Origin of the sequence: Brevibacterium sp. CS2, from assembly GCF_005280295.1 — a bacterium.
Lineage (GTDB): Bacteria > Actinomycetota > Actinomycetes > Actinomycetales > Brevibacteriaceae > Brevibacterium > Brevibacterium pityocampae.
This window is the reverse complement of record NZ_CP040020.1, coordinates 891,730-907,115: the sequence shown is the minus strand read 5'-3', so window position 1 is coordinate 907,115 and position 15,386 is coordinate 891,730. Positions and strand designations below refer to the sequence as shown.

Genomic DNA, 15,386 nt, shown 5'->3' with positions numbered 1-15,386 from the left:
GCGGTGCCGCGGATCAGCGTCGTTTTGCGTTCGAATTACGTTCTATTACTGCTGCTGCAAGCTCTTCCGCACGCCCGCTCAGCGCCGCCGCAGCTCCGCCACGCGGGTAGGGATCTCCAGGGGAGGCGAACCGAGCTCGTGCACCACGGGTGGTTCGAGCTTCGCCCGTCGGATCTGCTTCCGCGCCTTCTCGATCTCCGCATCGACGGACGCACCCTTGAGCGCGAGGAGTCGACCGCCGGGGCCGAGCACCGGAGCGCACCATTCGACGAGCACGGCCAAAGATTTCACTGCCCGCGCGGTCACGACGGTGAACACCTCGTCGTCGACGAGCTCCTCGACGCGTCCCCGGACCACACGAACGTGCGGAAGCTCGAGGTCGTCGAGGACCATGCGCAGCCACTCCACCCGACGTTCCATCGGCTCGATGAGCACGTACCGGGCGTCCGGCCGGGCGAGTGCCAGGGGAATGCCCGGCAGCCCCGCTCCGGAGCCCACGTCGCCGACGACGTCGTCGGGCGCGATGAGCTCCGCGACCACGGCGCAGTTGAGGATGTGGCGCGTCCACAGTCGCGGCAGCTCTCGGGGGCCGATGAGCCCCCATTCGACACCGGTCGTCGCCAGGTGGTGCGCATAGCGGCGGGCGGCATCGATCCGCTCCCCGAACAGTTCAGCGGCGAGCGCGGGCTCGGACTCCACCGATGCGTCATCCGGTGACCCCGCGCCCGCAGCAGAGCGTTCCGGCTGGCCCCGGGTCCCCGACGCCGCGGCCTCGGTGCCCTGTCCGCCTGTGCTCCGGGCGGTGCTGTCGCTGCGTGCGTCGTCCGTGCCGGCCTCCACGGGGTTCACTGCGCGTGGATGACCACGTGCCGGCGGTCGCCCTCGCCCTCGGACTCGGAGCGCAGGCCTGCCTTGGCGACCTGGTCGTGGACGACCTTGCGCTCGAAGGAGTTCATCGGCCGGCAGGTGTAGGGCTCGCCGGTCTCGGTGACCTTGCCGATCGCGCGATCGGCGAGCGCCCGCAGGTCATCCTTGCGACGGTCGCGGTAGCCGTTGATGTCGAGCATGAGCCACGAGCGCTGACCGGTGCTCGTCTGCACGGCGAGCCGGGTGAGCTCCTGGAGAGCGGTGAGCACGGCGCCATCGCGTCCGACGAGGGTCGAGAGGTTCGAGTCCTCGTCCTCGCAGACGATCGCGACCTCGGCCCGCCCGTCGGCCACATCGATGTCGATGTCGCCGTCGACATCGGCGATGTCGAGCAGCTCCTCGAGGTAATCGGCTGCGATATCGCCCTCCTCCTCGAGCATCTCCGCACGAGTGGGCTTGGTGTCCTCGACCGGCGCGGTCTCGGTGTTCTCAGTCATCGCTCTCCCAACCTCTTATCTCTTCTTCTTCTTTTTCTTCTGCCGGGCCTTGCCCACCGGTTGCTGACGCTGTCCGGCGGCGGGCGCCTCGGGCTCGGGGGTCATCTCGATCGGCTTGGAGCCGGGGAGCGGGGACTTGCCCTTCTTGGCGCGGCGCTCCATGAGCTCCTTCTCGGCCTTCGAGCCGGGCGCCGGCATGTTCCGGATGACGACGAACTGCTGGACCATGGTCCACGTGTTCGACACGAGCCAGTAGACGAGCACGCCGAGCGGGAAGTAGACACCGCCGACGGCGAACACCACGGGCATGATGTAGAGGAGCATCTTCTGCTGCTGCATGAACGGGTTGTTCATCGCGGCTTCGGACATGTTCTTCGTCATCATCTGCTTCTGGGTGATGAACTGCGTGACACCCATGATGACGATGAGGACGGCGGTCAGCGCCTTGGCGCCGATCCCGTCGGTGAGGAAGGTCGCCTGGAGCGGGATCCCGAAGATCGTCGCGACGTCCGCCGACTGCGCCAGCGCCTGCGTCACACCGCCGATCGGCGGGAGGTCGCCGACCGCGATGAGATGCATGTTGTTGATGACGCGGAACAGCGAGAAGAAGATCGGCAGCTGCACGAGCAGCGGCAGGCACGAGGCCCACGGGTTGGTGCCGTGCTTCTTGAACAGCGCCATCTGCTCCTCGGCCATGGCCTGTCGGGAGAACTGGTCCTTCTTGCCCTTGTACTTGGCCTGGAGCCGCTGGATGTCCGGCTGGATCAGCTGCATCTTGCGCTGCGCCTTGATCTGGTACACGAACAAGGGGATGAGGATGGCCCGGATCACCACCGTGAGGCCGGCGATCGACAGAACCCAGGTCCAACCGCTGCCGGCGTCGAGGCCCAGGCTGGTGAACACCTGGTGGAAAATTGCGAGGATCCACGCGACCACCCACTGCAGGGGCAGAAGCAGATTGTCAATCCATGACATTCAGTCTCTCCTTGGCCGCGGATCGGCGCGGTCGTCCGTGATGAGGTCTCGATACATTGTGCCACTGTTGCGGTCGGCGTTGATCTCCCGGCTCCGGGCCTCCATGAGGGACCCGGGTGCGTAGTCCACCCCACCGCCGGAGAACGGGTTGCACCGCAGCACCCGCCACGTCGTCAGCAGCGCACCGCGCACGGCACCCGTCGACTCGAAGGCGTCGAGCGCGTACTTCGAGCAGCTGGGGTAATAGCGGCACACGTCACCGTACAAGGGCGAGATGATCCTCCGGTACAGGCGCATGAACCACACGAACGGCATCCGCGGGGCGATGCGCAAGAGGTGGACGAACCGCGCCCGGCCGCCGGCCGGTGCCGACGGCAGCGAGGACGGGGTGTCCTCCCCGTGCCTCATCCTGCAAGCCGTTCGAATGCCCGGTCGACCGCGCGTGACAGCTCGGCGGAGTCGGCGTCAGCGGCTGCCGGCAGTGCGCGCACCACGATCATGTCCCCGATGCCGAGCTCCGGGAGCCGGGTGTGGAGGATCGCCCGGAGCCGGCGCTTGACCCGATTGCGGACGACCGCGTTGCCGACGGCCCGGGAGACGACGAATCCCACGCGCGGAGCGTGGGATTCATCGAGTGTCGACAGGAAATGGATCACCAGATGCTTCGTCCCGGCTCTGCGGCCGGTGCGGAAGACGCGGCGGAAATCGTCGCCCTGATGAATCCGGTTCCTACCGGGGAGCACGATCAGGCGGACAGCGCGTTGCGTCCCTTACGGCGACGCGAAGCCAGGATGGCGCGTCCGGCGCGGGTGCGCATACGCAGCCGGAAGCCGTGGGTCTTGGCGCGCTTGCGGTTGTTGGGCTGGAAAGTACGCTTGCTCACTTCGGTTCTCCGATTATCTGTCGTTGCTGGTGCCGGGCAGCACGGTTCTGCTTTCGCATCTCACACGAGGTGGACCACTCACGGCCGTGCACTCCTGATGCTGTTGGCCGTGGGGAAGTCACTCACACCTCGTCGATGGGCCCGCAACACAGGACACTCCAGCATAGACGCCACGCCGAAAGACGGTCAAACCGGGCGCTCGCGGACGGAATCGTGTAATGCCGCGGCACCCGACCCATGACCGCAGACGGGCTCCTGCGCCCCTCATCGTTCAGGCGCACATCACCGGCCGGCCGCTCCGTCGACCGGGTGCCGGTTCCCGTTCACCGCCGATCCTCTCGGAGTTCACCACTCGGCCGTGAACAGGCCGGTCCACAAATGACATCCGTGTACTTTTCACACCTTTCTCCACCGATGTGGATGAATCCGGGGCCTCACCCGGTCCTCCTCCACAATGTGTGGAAAACTATGTGGAAGCGAGTCGCCCCTTATCCACAGTTCCGGGGAGGCAGGACAGGAGCAGCAGTGAGCAACCCGAGCACATCCGACGATCTGCATGAGATCTGGCAGGTCGTCCTGTCGAATCTGCTCAATGATCCGACGATCACCGCGCATCAGAAGGGATTCCTCTCCCTCGCGGTGCCCAAGGCGCTCGTCGAGGGTCAGCTCGTCGTCCTCTCCGTCCGCAACGATCTCACCCGCACGACCCTCGAGACCCATCTGCGCGAGCCGCTCGCCCGCGAATTCTCCACCGCGCTCGGTCACGACGTCACCTTCGCCATCGCGGTCGACCCGGCGCTCGACGTCCCGGCGCCGCTACCGCCGGAGACCCGGGGCACCGCACACCCCGGGTCCGGCTCCCCCGGTGCCGCCGCTGGCGCACCGGGCACCGCCTCCGCGGCCGAGGCGCCCTCCCCGGGGACCGGTCCCGCCGCCTCCGCGAGTCCTCCCGATCCGGCCGGCACCTCGGCCGCCCCCGCGGGCCCCGCCGACCTTACGCACCCCGGCAGCGGCGACCAGCCTGCCGTCGACACCGCCGGGAGCTCTCCCACCCCGAGCGCACCGGGTCGTCCGGCAGCCGCCTCGGCTCCGGCCGGGGCCGCACCGACGACCGCCGACGACCCGAGCGGGGTGTCCCAGCTCAACTCGAAGTACACCTTCGACACCTTCGTCATCGGCGCCTCGAACCGGTTCGCCCACGCCGCGGCGTTCGCCGTCGCCGAATCCCCGGCCAAGGCCTACAACCCGCTCTTCATCTACGGCGACTCCGGGCTCGGCAAGACCCACCTCCTCCACGCGATCGGCCACTACGCCGCGCAGCTCTACCCGAACATCCGGGTCCGCTACGTCTCGAGCGAGGAGTTCGTCAACGACTTCATCAACACGATCGGCTCCTCGACGACCTCGAACTCGCTGCGGCCGGCGTTCCAGCGCCGCTACCGCGAGGTCGACATCCTCATGATCGACGACATCCAGTTCCTCCAGGGCAAGGATGCGACCGTCGAGGAGTTCTTCCACACCTTCAATGCGCTCCACAACGAGCACAAGCAGGTCGTCATCACCTCCGACCAGCCGCCCAAGATGCTCAAGGGCTTCGAGGAGCGCCTCCGGTCCCGCTTCGAGTGGGGCCTGCTCACCGACGTGCAGCCGCCCGACCTCGAGACCCGGTTCGCGATCCTGCGGAACAAAGCCGCCGGCGAGGGCCTCCCGGTGCCCGACGACGTCCTCGAGTACATCGCCTCGCGCATCTCCTCGAACATCCGCGAGCTCGAGGGCGCGCTCATCCGCGTGTCCGCCTTCGCCAACCTCAATGACCAGGCGATCGAGGTCGGCCTCGCCGAGACCGTGCTCAAGGACTTCATCACCCACGAGGACACCCCGGAGATCACCGCGACGGACATCATGGGCCAGACCGCGGCATACTTCGGGCTCACGCTCGACGACCTGTGCGGCTCGTCCCGGTCCCGTACCCTGACCACCGCACGCCAGATCGCGATGTATCTGTGCCGCGAGCTCACCGACCTCTCGCTGCCGAAGATCGGCCAGGAGTTCGGCGGCCGCGATCACACCACGGTGATGCACGCGAACAAGAAGATTCGAACACAGATGGCCGAGCGCAGGGCGCTCTACACCCAGGTCACCGAACTCACAAACCGCATCAAACAGCAGCATCGACTATGAACCGCATTGTGCACAGCTGTGGATAACCCTGTGGGCGAAGGCCCTCGGCCTGGGTACGGGGACGTGCACGGATGACACGGCGTCGGTGGAGAGCTGTGTACTCACATCGATGTGATTCACATTCCTCCCCCTCGCGTCACCACGGCGTCCACACGATGTCCACCGGTGCCCGGAGGCGCTGCGCCCGATGGATACTCGATGACATCGATGTAGTTCCACAGTTTCCACACGTGCTGTTACTACGACTGCATATTCATTCGAGGACATCCCTTCGAGCACCGCTGATCGCGGGACGGGGACCTCGGGTGATCCGAGCGCGGAGGATCGACGAGCTCGAGGACCGATGGTTCGAATCGAACGCCGGGCCGGCTGCGGAGCGTCTCCGGACGGGTTCCGGCCGGTCCCGGTGCGGGCTTCGGAACCCGGGTGAGAAGCACATCCGACGGGGTGTTTCCAATTCGCCACGCCGGTAGGCTGAGTGTAGAGTTTCAACTCGCCATCAGACCGCGCTGCAGCGCATGCGAGACCTCAACCACAGGAGTGCCGTGAACGCCGAATCCGCCGGGGCCGTGAAGTTCAGAGTCGAACGCGATGTCCTCGCCGAGGCCGTCACCTGGGCGACCAAGAGCCTCCCGCAGCGCCCCGCCGTCCCGGTCCTCACCGGCATCCTCATCACCGCCGATCCCGCCGGCTCCGTGCAGCTCTCAGTGTTCGACTACGAGGTCTCCTCCCGCGTCGAGATCGCCGCGGAGGTCGAGGCCCCCGGCACCCTGCTCGTCTCCGGCCGGCTGCTCGCCGACATCGCCAAGGCCCTGCCCAACCAGCCCGTCACCCTCGAGCGCAACGGCTCGAAGGTCGACCTCTCCTGCGGGTCCTCCCGGTTCTCGCTCATGACGATGCCCGTCGACGAGTACCCCGCGCTGCCCACCGTGCCGGAGACCTCCGGCGTCGTGTCCGCCGGCGAGTTCAGCCACGCGGTGTCCCAGGTGAGCATCGCGACCTCGCGCGACGAGACCCTGCCGATCCTCACGAGCGTGCGCGTCGAGATCGAGGGTGACACCGTCACCCTGCTCGCCACCGACCGCTACCGCCTGGCGGTGCGCGAGTTCCACTGGAACCCCCGCACCCCCGACATCTCCGCCACCGCGCTGGTCCGCGGCCGCACTCTCGCCGATGCGGCGAAGGCGATGGGCGGCGATGTCGAGATCGCACTTGCGGAGTCCGGCGGCAAGGACATGCTCGCCTTCTCCTCGAGCGGCCGCATCACCACCTCGCTGCTCGTCGAGGGCGACTACCCCAAGGTCCGCTCACTGTTCCCCAAGGACGTGCCGATCCACGCCGTCCTCGAGACCGCCGCCCTGCGCGAGGCGGTGCGCCGCGTTTCGCTCGTCGCCGAGCGCAACACCCCGATCAAGTTCGAGTTCGCCGACGGCGCGCTCACCCTGAGGGCCGGTGCCGGCGACGACGCCCAGGCCAGCGAGTCGCTGCCGGTGGAGATCACCGGCGAGGACATCACCACCGGCTTCAACCCCGGCTTCATCTCCGAGGGCCTCGCCGCGATCGATTCCCCGTTCGTCCGGTTCTCCATGACCGAGCCGAAGAAGCCCGTGGTGATCTCCGGCCAGCAGGAGATCGACGGTGAATACGACTCCTCGTACCGCTACCTGCTGATGCCGATCATCAGATTCTGATGTGGGTGTCACGGCTCTCGCTGCGTGACTTCCGCTCCTACGCCTCGCTCGATCTCGAGCTCGAGCCGGGGGTCACGGCCTTCGCCGCTCCCAACGGCTGGGGCAAGACCAACCTCGTCGAGGCCGTCGGTTACCTCTCCGGACTGCGCTCCCACCGGGTGTCCCAGGATGCTCCGCTCGTCCGCCACGAACAGCCGGAGGCGACCGTCTCCGCCCTCGCCCATCGCGGCGAGCGGCAGGTCACCGTCGAGGTGACGATCAAGGCCCGCGGTGCCAACCGGGCCCGCATCAACCGCCGCGGGGTCCGCACCCGCGAGGTGCTCGGCCTCCTCCCCAGCGTGGTGTTCGCCCCGGAGGATCTCAGCCTCGTCAAGGGTGAGCCGGCCGACCGGCGCGACTTCCTCGACACCCTGCTCGTCGCCCGCCAGCCGCGGATGGCCGGGGTGATCGCGGACCTCGACCGGGCCCTGCGGCAACGCAACGCGCTCCTCAAGAGCCTCCGCGCCCAGCCGGACCCCGCGCTCGAGGCGACCCTCGACATCTGGGACCAGGCCTTCGCCGAGTCCGCCGCCCAGCTCGTCATCGGGCGCCGCGAGCTCATCGCCGACCTCCACGAACCGCTCGCCGACGGCTTCGCCTACGTCGCGGCCGAGGCGCGCAGCGAGCGCCGTGCCGCCGTGGTCGACTACGCCTCCCGGCTCGACTACTCCGGGGCGCACACCCCGGAGGAGGTGCAGGCCGTCGTCGTCACCGGGCTGCTCGATCGGCGGCGCCCGGAGATCGAGCGCGGCCTCACCCTCATCGGCCCGCAGCGCGACGACGTCGAGCTCACGATCGGCACGATGCCGGCGAAGGGCTACGCCTCCCACGGGGAGAGCTGGTCGCTCGCCCTCGCACTGCGCCTCGCCGGATGGGAGCTGCTCACCGGCGGCTCCGAGGAGCGGGAGGACCAGCCGGTGCTCGTGCTCGACGACGTGTTCGCCGAGCTCGACGCCGGCCGCCGCCGTCGCCTGGCGGCGCGGATCGGGGAGGCCGAGCAGGTGCTCATCACCGCCGCCGTCGGCGAGGACATCCCGGCCAACCTCGCCGGGCGGGTCGTCGACCTCACCGAGGTGACGACCCCGTGAGCACCGAGTCCGGGGATCTCTCCGCGGTGCCGGCCGCCGCGCTCGAGGCGCTCGACCGGATCCGCCGGATGGCCGACTCCGACTTCCGGCCGCTGTTCCGGTCCACCCGCACCCGCGGCGGACCGGTCGAGCCGGTCTACACCGGGTCGAAGGCGGACCCCCGGGATCCGCAGCCGCTCCGTGCGGGGCTCGGGCGGATCGCGCGCGAGCACGGCTGGTCGACCTCGCTCGAGGTCGGCACGGTGCTCGGCCGCTGGCCCGAGCTCGTCGGCCCCGACGTCGCCGCGCACTGCACTGTCGAGAAGTTCGAACCCCCCGTCCTCGTTGTGCGGGCATCGTCGACGACCTGGGCCACCCAGCTGCGGATCATGACCACCCTGCTCCTCGATCGGTTCGAGCGCGAGCTCGGCAGCCGGGTCGTCGAGGAGCTCACCGTCCTCGGACCCACTCAGCGGTCGTGGAAGCGCGGCTAGGCGCAGCGTCGCCTAGCCGCGGTCCGCGGGACACCTACGGCTGAGGTGCTGCGCATGGAACCCCTCGACATCCTCGACCGGGCACTCACCCCGACCGGGCTGCCGGACTCCCCGCAGCTCCTCGTGGGCACCGCGCTCGCCCTCGCTCTGCTCCTCGTCGTGCCCGGTGCCGTGTGGCGGCTCACCGGGATCGTCGTGACGATCGTCCACGAGCTCGGGCACGGGTTCGCCGGGCTGCTCACCGGCAGGCGTGCGGTGGCGATCCGCCTGTCGCCGGACCACTCCGGCCTGACCACCTCCCACGGCCGGGCCGCCTCGGTCCCGTGGACGACCTTCTGGGGCTACCCGGCGCCGGCGCTGATCGGTGCGGCACTCGTGATGAGCGGGCTCGCCGGCCGCGGTGCGACGGCGCTCCTCGTGTGCGCCGCCGTGCTCGCCGTCTCGCTCGTCTTCATGCGCGGGATCCTCGCCTGGCTCGCCGTCCCGCTCACCGCGGCGGTGCTGCTCGGTCTCCTGGGTTTCGCGCCGGATCCATGGCTGACGAGTGCTGCCGTGGGGCTCGGGGTGTTCCTCGTGTGCGGGGCGGTGCGGGCGCTGGCCAACCTCACCCGCCTGCACGCGCGCGGCCGCACGCATGGGAGCGACGCCGCGATCCTCGCCCGCGCGACCCGGGTGCCGGGCGGGGTGTGGCTCACCCTCATGTGGCTCCTCGCGCTCGCCTGCGCGGCCGGCTCCGGCTGGATGCTCTGGCGCGCGGTCACCGGCTGAGCGGGACCGGCGCCGGCCGCTGGGACGGGGTGATGCGGGACCGGCTCAGAACCGCGCACACGGCTTCAGGACCCCAGGAGACGAGTCGGGGTACGGAGGATGGCGTGAAAATCCGGATGCGCACCCGCGCAGGCGCGCTCAGGGCAGGATTCGACCGCCGTCCGGGGTAGAATCGGGGGAGTTCACGACCGATGACAAGGAGATCCATGGCTCTCGAGGAGAACCAGCCGTACGACGCGGGTGACATCACCGTTCTGGAAGGCCTGGAAGCGGTGCGCAAGAGGCCCGGTATGTATATCGGCTCGACCTCGGAGCGCGGCCTCCACCACCTCGTCTACGAAATCGTCGACAACTCCGTCGACGAGGCGCTCGCCGGCTACTGCAGCCACATCGAGATCACCATCCTCGCCGACGGCGGCGTGCGCGTGGTCGACGACGGCCGCGGGATCCCCGTGGCGATCCACCCCACCGAGGGCGTCCCGACCCTCCAGGTGGTCCTCACCATCCTCCACGCCGGCGGCAAGTTCGGCGGCGGCGGGTACGCGGTGTCCGGCGGTCTGCACGGCGTGGGCTCCTCCGTCGTCAACGCGCTGTCCGTCCGCCTCGACGCGGAGATCCACCGCGACGGCAACGTGTGGCGCCAGGACTACCGGCGCGGCGTGCCGACCGGCGAGATCATCAAGGGCGAGCCCACCGACCGGACCGGCACGATGATCACCTTCTGGCCGGACGAGGAGATCTTCGACACCACCGAGTTCACCTTCGAGGTGCTCCGCGCCCGGTTCCAGCAGATGGCCTTCCTCAACAAGGGCCTGAAGATCTCCCTGCGCGACGAGCGCGTCGAGCAGGTCGACGACGCCGACGTCCAGCTCGACGCGGAGGACACCGCGGAGTGGAAGCCGCGGGAGGTCACCTACCTCTACGAGAACGGGCTGCTCGACTACGTCGCCTACCTCAACTCGGCGAAGAAGACCGACTTCGTCAACGAGGAGATCATCGCCTTCGAGTCCGAGGACACCGAGCAGAAGATCGCCCTCGAGGTCGCGATGCAGTGGACGAGCTCCTACAACGAGTCCGTCCACACCTACGCCAACACCATCAACACGCATGAGGGCGGCACCCACGAGGAGGGCTTCCGCACCGCGCTCACCAGCCTCCTCAACAACTATGCCCGCGACCAGAAGCTGCTGCGGGAGAAGGACGCCAACCTCACCGGCGAGGACGTCCGCGAGGGCCTGACCGCGGTGCTGAGCATCAAGCTCGGGGAACCGCAGTTCGAAGGCCAGACGAAGACGAAGCTCGGCAACTCGGAGGCGAAGACCTTCGTGCAGCGCGTCGTCCGCGACGAGCTCGGCCACTGGATGGAGTCGAACCCCATCCAGGCCAAGGAGGTCGTGCGCAAGGCGATCCAGGCCTCGCAGGCCCGGCTCGCCGCCCGCAAGGCGCGCGAGGCGACCCGCCGCAAGGGCCTGCTCGAGTCCTCGGGCATGCCGGGCAAGCTCCGCGACTGCCAGTCGAAGGACCCCTCGCTGTCGGAGATCTTCATCGTCGAGGGCGACTCCGCCGGCGGTTCGGCCGTGCAGGGGCGCGATGCGATCCACCAGGCGATCCTCCCGCTGCGCGGCAAGATCCTCAACGTCGAGAAGGCCCGGCTCGACCGGGCGCTCGGCAACCAGGAGATCCAGTCGCTCATCACCGCCTTCGGCACCGGGATCGGCGAGGAGTTCGACATCTCCAAGCTCCGGTACCACAAGATCGTGCTCATGGCCGACGCCGACGTCGACGGCCAGCACATCGCGACCCTGCTCCTCACCCTGATCTTCCGCTACATGAAGCCCCTGGTGGAGCACGGCTACGTGTACCTCGCGACCCCGCCGCTCTACCGCCTGAAGTGGAGCAACGCCCCGCACGACTACGCCTACTCCGACCGGGAGCGCGATGCGCTGCTCACCGAGGGGCGGGCCGCCGGCAAGCGCCTGCCCAAGGACATGGCGATCCAGCGGTACAAGGGCCTGGGCGAGATGAACTACGCGGAGCTGTGGGACACGACGATGAACCCGGACCACCGCCTGCTCAAGCAGGTGACGCTCGACGACGCCGCCCGCGCGGAGGAGATCTTCACCATCCTCATGGGCGAGGACGTCGAATCGCGCCGCCGGTTCATCCAGGAGAACGCGAAGGACGTCCGATTCCTCGACATCTGAGGCCGGGTCCGCTCTCCGCTTCCCAGCGGAATATCCCAGAGTCTAGTCAATTTCCGATACTCACTGATACAGACCGATCTGCGACGAACACGAGGTAAGCAGGCACGTGGCCGACGACACCGAGAACACCCAGCACATCGATCCCGACGCCCCGCTCGAGGGCAACCGCGTCGAGCAGGTCGATCTCAACCTCGAGATGCAGCGCTCGTACCTCGACTACGCGATGAGCGTCATCGTCGGGCGCGCGCTGCCCGACGTCCGCGACGGCCTCAAGCCGGTGCACCGCCGTGTGCTCTACGCGATGTACGACGGCGGCTACCGCCCCGAGCGCTCGTTCAACAAGTGCTCGCGCGTGGTCGGCGACGTCATGGGCCAGTACCACCCGCACGGCGACACCGCGATCTACGATGCGATGGTGCGCCTCGTGCAGCCGTGGGCGATGCGCTACCCGCTGATCTCCGGCCAGGGCAACTTCGGCTCCTCGGGCAACGACGGCGCGGCCGCGCCGCGGTACACCGAGTGCAAGATGGCGCCGCTGGCCATGGAGATGGTCCGGGACATCGAAGAGGACACCGTCGACTTCCAGGACAACTACGACGGCAAGAACCAGGAGCCGATCTACCTGCCGAGCCGGTTCCCCAACCTGCTCGTCAACGGCTCGGCCGGCATCGCGGTGGGCATGGCGACGAACATCCCGCCGCACAACCTCCGCGAGGTCGCCGCCGGCGCCCAGTGGCTGCTCGCCCACCCCGAGGCGACCAACTCCGAGGCGCTCGAGGCGCTCCTCGGGATCATCAAGGGCCCGGACTTCCCCGGCGCGGCGACGATCCTCGGCCGCAGCGGCATCGAGGACGCCTACCGCACCGGACGCGGCTCGATCACCCAGCGCGCCGTCGTCGAGGTCGAGGAGATCCAGGGCCGCACCTGCCTCGTCGTCACCGAGCTGCCCTACATGGTCAACCCGGACACGCTGGCTGCGAAGATCGCCTCCTACGCCAAGGACGGCAAGGTCGCCGGGATCGCCGACATGCGCGACGAGTCCTCCGGCCGCACCGGCCAGCGCCTCGTCATCGTGCTCAAGCGCGACGCGGTGGCCAAGGTCGTCCTCAACAACCTCTACAAGCACACGCAGCTGCAGGACAACTTCTCCGCGAACATGCTCGCGCTCGTCGACAACGTGCCGCGCACGCTCAGCCTCGACGCGTTCCTGCGCCTGTGGGTCAAGCACCAGATCGACGTCATCGTGCGCCGCACCCGCTACCGCCTGCGCAAGGCCGAGGAGCGCGCCCACATCCTGCGCGGCTACCTCAAGGCCCTCAACGCCCTCGACGAGGTCATCGCACTCATCCGCCGCTCGCCGTCCTCGGACGAGGCGCGCACCGGGCTGATGGAGCTGCTCGACGTCGACGAGATCCAGGCGAACGCGATCCTCGACCTCCAGCTCCGCCGGCTCGCCGCGCTCGAGCGCCTCAAGATCGAGGAGGAGGCGACGAAGATCGAGCAGCAGATCAAGGAGTACAACCACATCCTCGAGACACCCGCGAAGCAGCGCGAGATCGTCTCCACCGAGCTCGACGAGATCGTCGAGCGCTACGGCGACGACCGCCGCACCCGGATCCTCGCCGGGTTCGACGGCGACGTGTCGATGGAGGACCTCATCCCCGAGGAGGAGGTCGTCGTCACGATCACCCGCGGCGGGTACGCCAAGCGCACCCAGTCCGCGCTGTACCGCGCCCAGCACCGCGGGGGCAAGGGGATCACCGGCGCCCGGCTGCGCGGGGACGACGTCGTCGACCACTTCTTCGTCACCTCGACCCACAACTGGCTGCTGTTCTTCACGAACACCGGCCGGGTCTACCGGGCCAAGGCCTACGAGCTGCCCGAGGGCTCGCGCGACGCCAAGGGCCAGCACGTGGCGAACCTGCTCGCCCTGCAGCCCGGGGAGACGATCGCCCAGGTGCTCTCGATCCGCGACTACGAGGAGCAGGACTACCTCGTCCTCGCCACCCGCAGCGGCCTGGTGAAGAAGACCCGGCTCGCGGAGTACGACTCGAACCGGACCGGCGGCGTCATCGCCGTCAACCTCCGGGAGATGGCCGACGGCACCCCGGACGAGCTCGTGTCCGCCCGGCTCGTCAGCGCCGAGGACCACCTGCTGCTCGTGTCCCGCAAGGGCATGTCGATCCGCTTCAAGGCCGACGACGCGACGATCCGCGCCACCGGGCGCGCCACCTCGGGCGTCACCGGCATGAAGTTCAAGGGTGACGACACCCTGCTCACCATGGACGTCATGACGCAGGACACCTACGTCTTCGTCGTCACGGAGGCCGGCTTCGCCAAGCGCACCCCGATCGACGAATACCGGATCCAAGGGCGCGGCGGCTACGGCATCAAGGTCGCGAAGATCACCGAGCAGCGCGGCGACCTCGTCGGCGGGCTCATCGTCGCCGACGGCGAGGAGGTGCTCGTCGTGATGGAGCGCGGGAAGGTCGTGCGGTCCTCGATCGACGAGGTGCCCGCCAAGGGCCGCAACACCATGGGCGTGGTATTTGCCAAGCCTGGCAAGAACGACCGTATTATTGCCGTAACCCGCGGCCCGGAGCAGGCCGTGGAGGGCGAAGCCCAGACGCCGGTCGACGAGGCAACCGTGGAAGCGGCTGTGGATGCGCTCGATCCGAGCGATCCGGCATCGACCGCGAGCGAAAGTGAAGACCAGCAGTGAGCGACAACGATCAGAAGCCCGGCAAGGTCATCCGCACCTCCTCCGGCTCGACCCGGCTGTCCGCCGGGGGGTCCGCGAAGGGCGCCGGTGCGAGCGGCGGGGCCCCCGTCGGCTCCGGTCCGGCGGGTGCCCAGGGCGCCTCGGGCCCGGCGACCCGCGTCGATGCGCCGGCCGTGCCGAGCGACCGTGGCCCCTCGGGCGCTCCTGCCGGCACTGCACCCGCCCGGCAGACCGTGTCCGCTCCGACGGGGTCCGCGCCCACGGGCTCGGCTCCGACCGGCTCGGCTCCGACCGGGTCTGCGCCCACTGGGTCTGCTCCCACTGCGGTGAAGACCGATGGGTCGGCGCGCACCTCCGGCACCACCCGCTCGCCCCTGTCCGCCGGGGCCGACGACGACGGCGACTCCCCGGTCCGCGCCTCCTCCGGGGGCGTGAAGATGGGCGGGAAGTCCAAGCGCAAGGGTCCGCGCACGGTGCGGCTCACCGTCGCGAAGCTCGACCCGTGGTCGGTCATGAAGATGGCCTTCCTGCTCTCCGTGGCGATCGGCATCGCGACCGTCGTCGCCGCGCTCGTGCTGTGGCTCGTGCTCCAGGCCACCGGCACCATCCAGGGGCTGCAGACGACGCTCGCGGAGATCGCCGGCACCGAGGGCGCCGACCAGCTGCTCGGCCTGTTCAGCCTGGGTCGCGTGCTGTCGTTCTCCGTCATCCTCGCGCTCGTCAACATCGTCCTCATGACGGCGCTGTCGACGCTGTTCGCGTTCCTCTACAACATCGGCTCGTCGATCGTCGGCGGCTTCCACCTCACCCTCACCGACGACTGATCGCGCCCCGGCCGGCTGCCGGACTGGCCGACTGCCGGACCGCCCGGCGGACCCGCTCGGCCCCTCCCTCAAGCTTCAATATCCTGCGGTTCCTGAGAACGGAACCGCAGGATATTGACGTCTGGGCAGGGTGCGGCAGCGGGCTCGACGGAGACGCATCGCTCTCCAGGCAAT

General features: G+C 68.8%; 14 protein-coding genes. 8 read left to right on the top strand and 6 right to left on the bottom strand.

Annotation, left to right across the window (positions count from 1 at the left end):
- Nucleotides 1–78 precede the first annotated feature (78 nt).
- From rsmG to rpmH, 6 genes are all read right to left on the bottom strand, one after another.
- Nucleotides 79–699: a 16S rRNA (guanine(527)-N(7))-methyltransferase RsmG gene (rsmG, locus tag FDF13_RS03955; protein ID WP_137318518.1), complete on the bottom strand. Its 621-nt coding sequence runs from the start codon at nucleotides 697–699 to the stop codon at nucleotides 79–81.
- Nucleotides 700–845: 146 nt separating this feature from the next.
- Nucleotides 846–1,364, bottom strand: coding sequence for a R3H domain-containing nucleic acid-binding protein (locus tag FDF13_RS03950; RefSeq protein ID WP_137318517.1), 519 nt, complete (start codon nucleotides 1,362–1,364; stop codon nucleotides 846–848).
- Nucleotides 1,365–1,379: 15 nt separating this feature from the next.
- A complete protein-coding gene (gene yidC / locus FDF13_RS03945) occupies nucleotides 1,380–2,339 on the bottom strand; it encodes a membrane protein insertase YidC (protein WP_137318516.1) in 960 nt (319 codons plus the stop codon).
- Nucleotides 2,340–2,747, bottom strand: a complete 408-nt coding sequence (yidD, locus tag FDF13_RS03940) for a membrane protein insertion efficiency factor YidD (protein ID WP_137318515.1) — start codon at nucleotides 2,745–2,747, stop codon at nucleotides 2,340–2,342.
- Nucleotides 2,744–3,082 carry a ribonuclease P protein component gene (gene rnpA / locus FDF13_RS03935; RefSeq protein WP_137318514.1) on the bottom strand — a complete coding sequence of 113 codons (339 nt, stop codon included), beginning with the start codon at nucleotides 3,080–3,082 and terminating at the stop codon, nucleotides 2,744–2,746. The genes yidD and rnpA overlap by 4 nt, the downstream gene beginning before the upstream one ends.
- Nucleotides 3,083–3,084: 2 nt before the next feature.
- Complete coding sequence (rpmH, locus tag FDF13_RS03930) at nucleotides 3,085–3,222, bottom strand: 50S ribosomal protein L34 (RefSeq protein WP_137318513.1); 138 nt, start codon at nucleotides 3,220–3,222, stop codon at nucleotides 3,085–3,087.
- A 525-nt stretch (nucleotides 3,223–3,747) separates the two neighbouring features.
- Here rpmH and dnaA point away from each other — a divergent pair.
- From dnaA to FDF13_RS15140, 8 genes are all read left to right on the top strand, one after another.
- Nucleotides 3,748–5,403 carry a chromosomal replication initiator protein DnaA gene (gene dnaA, locus FDF13_RS03925; RefSeq protein WP_247424373.1) on the top strand — a complete coding sequence of 552 codons (1,656 nt, stop codon included), beginning with the start codon at nucleotides 3,748–3,750 and terminating at the stop codon, nucleotides 5,401–5,403.
- A 545-nt stretch (nucleotides 5,404–5,948) separates the two neighbouring features.
- Complete coding sequence (dnaN, locus tag FDF13_RS03920; RefSeq protein WP_254668899.1) at nucleotides 5,949–7,094, top strand: DNA polymerase III subunit beta; 1,146 nt, start codon at nucleotides 5,949–5,951, stop codon at nucleotides 7,092–7,094.
- A complete protein-coding gene (gene recF, locus FDF13_RS03915; RefSeq protein ID WP_137318511.1) occupies nucleotides 7,094–8,221 on the top strand; it encodes a DNA replication/repair protein RecF in 1,128 nt (375 codons plus the stop codon). The genes dnaN and recF overlap by 1 nt, the downstream gene beginning before the upstream one ends.
- Complete coding sequence (locus FDF13_RS03910) at nucleotides 8,218–8,694, top strand: DUF721 domain-containing protein (protein ID WP_254668898.1); 477 nt, start codon at nucleotides 8,218–8,220, stop codon at nucleotides 8,692–8,694. The genes recF and FDF13_RS03910 overlap by 4 nt, the downstream gene beginning before the upstream one ends.
- Before the next feature lie 54 nt (nucleotides 8,695–8,748).
- Nucleotides 8,749–9,462: a M50 family metallopeptidase gene (locus tag FDF13_RS03905; protein ID WP_137318510.1), complete on the top strand. Its 714-nt coding sequence runs from the start codon at nucleotides 8,749–8,751 to the stop codon at nucleotides 9,460–9,462.
- Nucleotides 9,463–9,668: 206 nt separating this feature from the next.
- Nucleotides 9,669–11,666: a DNA topoisomerase (ATP-hydrolyzing) subunit B gene (gyrB, locus tag FDF13_RS03900; RefSeq protein WP_137318509.1), complete on the top strand. Its 1,998-nt coding sequence runs from the start codon at nucleotides 9,669–9,671 to the stop codon at nucleotides 11,664–11,666.
- A gap of 106 nt (nucleotides 11,667–11,772) precedes the next feature.
- Nucleotides 11,773–14,388 (top strand): DNA gyrase subunit A, encoded by a 2,616-nt coding sequence (gyrA, locus tag FDF13_RS03895; protein ID WP_254668897.1) that lies wholly within the window; start codon nucleotides 11,773–11,775, stop codon nucleotides 14,386–14,388.
- Nucleotides 14,385–15,212 (top strand): DUF3566 domain-containing protein, encoded by an 828-nt coding sequence (locus tag FDF13_RS15140; protein ID WP_254668896.1) that lies wholly within the window; start codon nucleotides 14,385–14,387, stop codon nucleotides 15,210–15,212. Before gyrA ends, FDF13_RS15140 begins: the two co-directional genes overlap by 4 nt.
- Nucleotides 15,213–15,386: the final 174 nt, after the last annotated feature.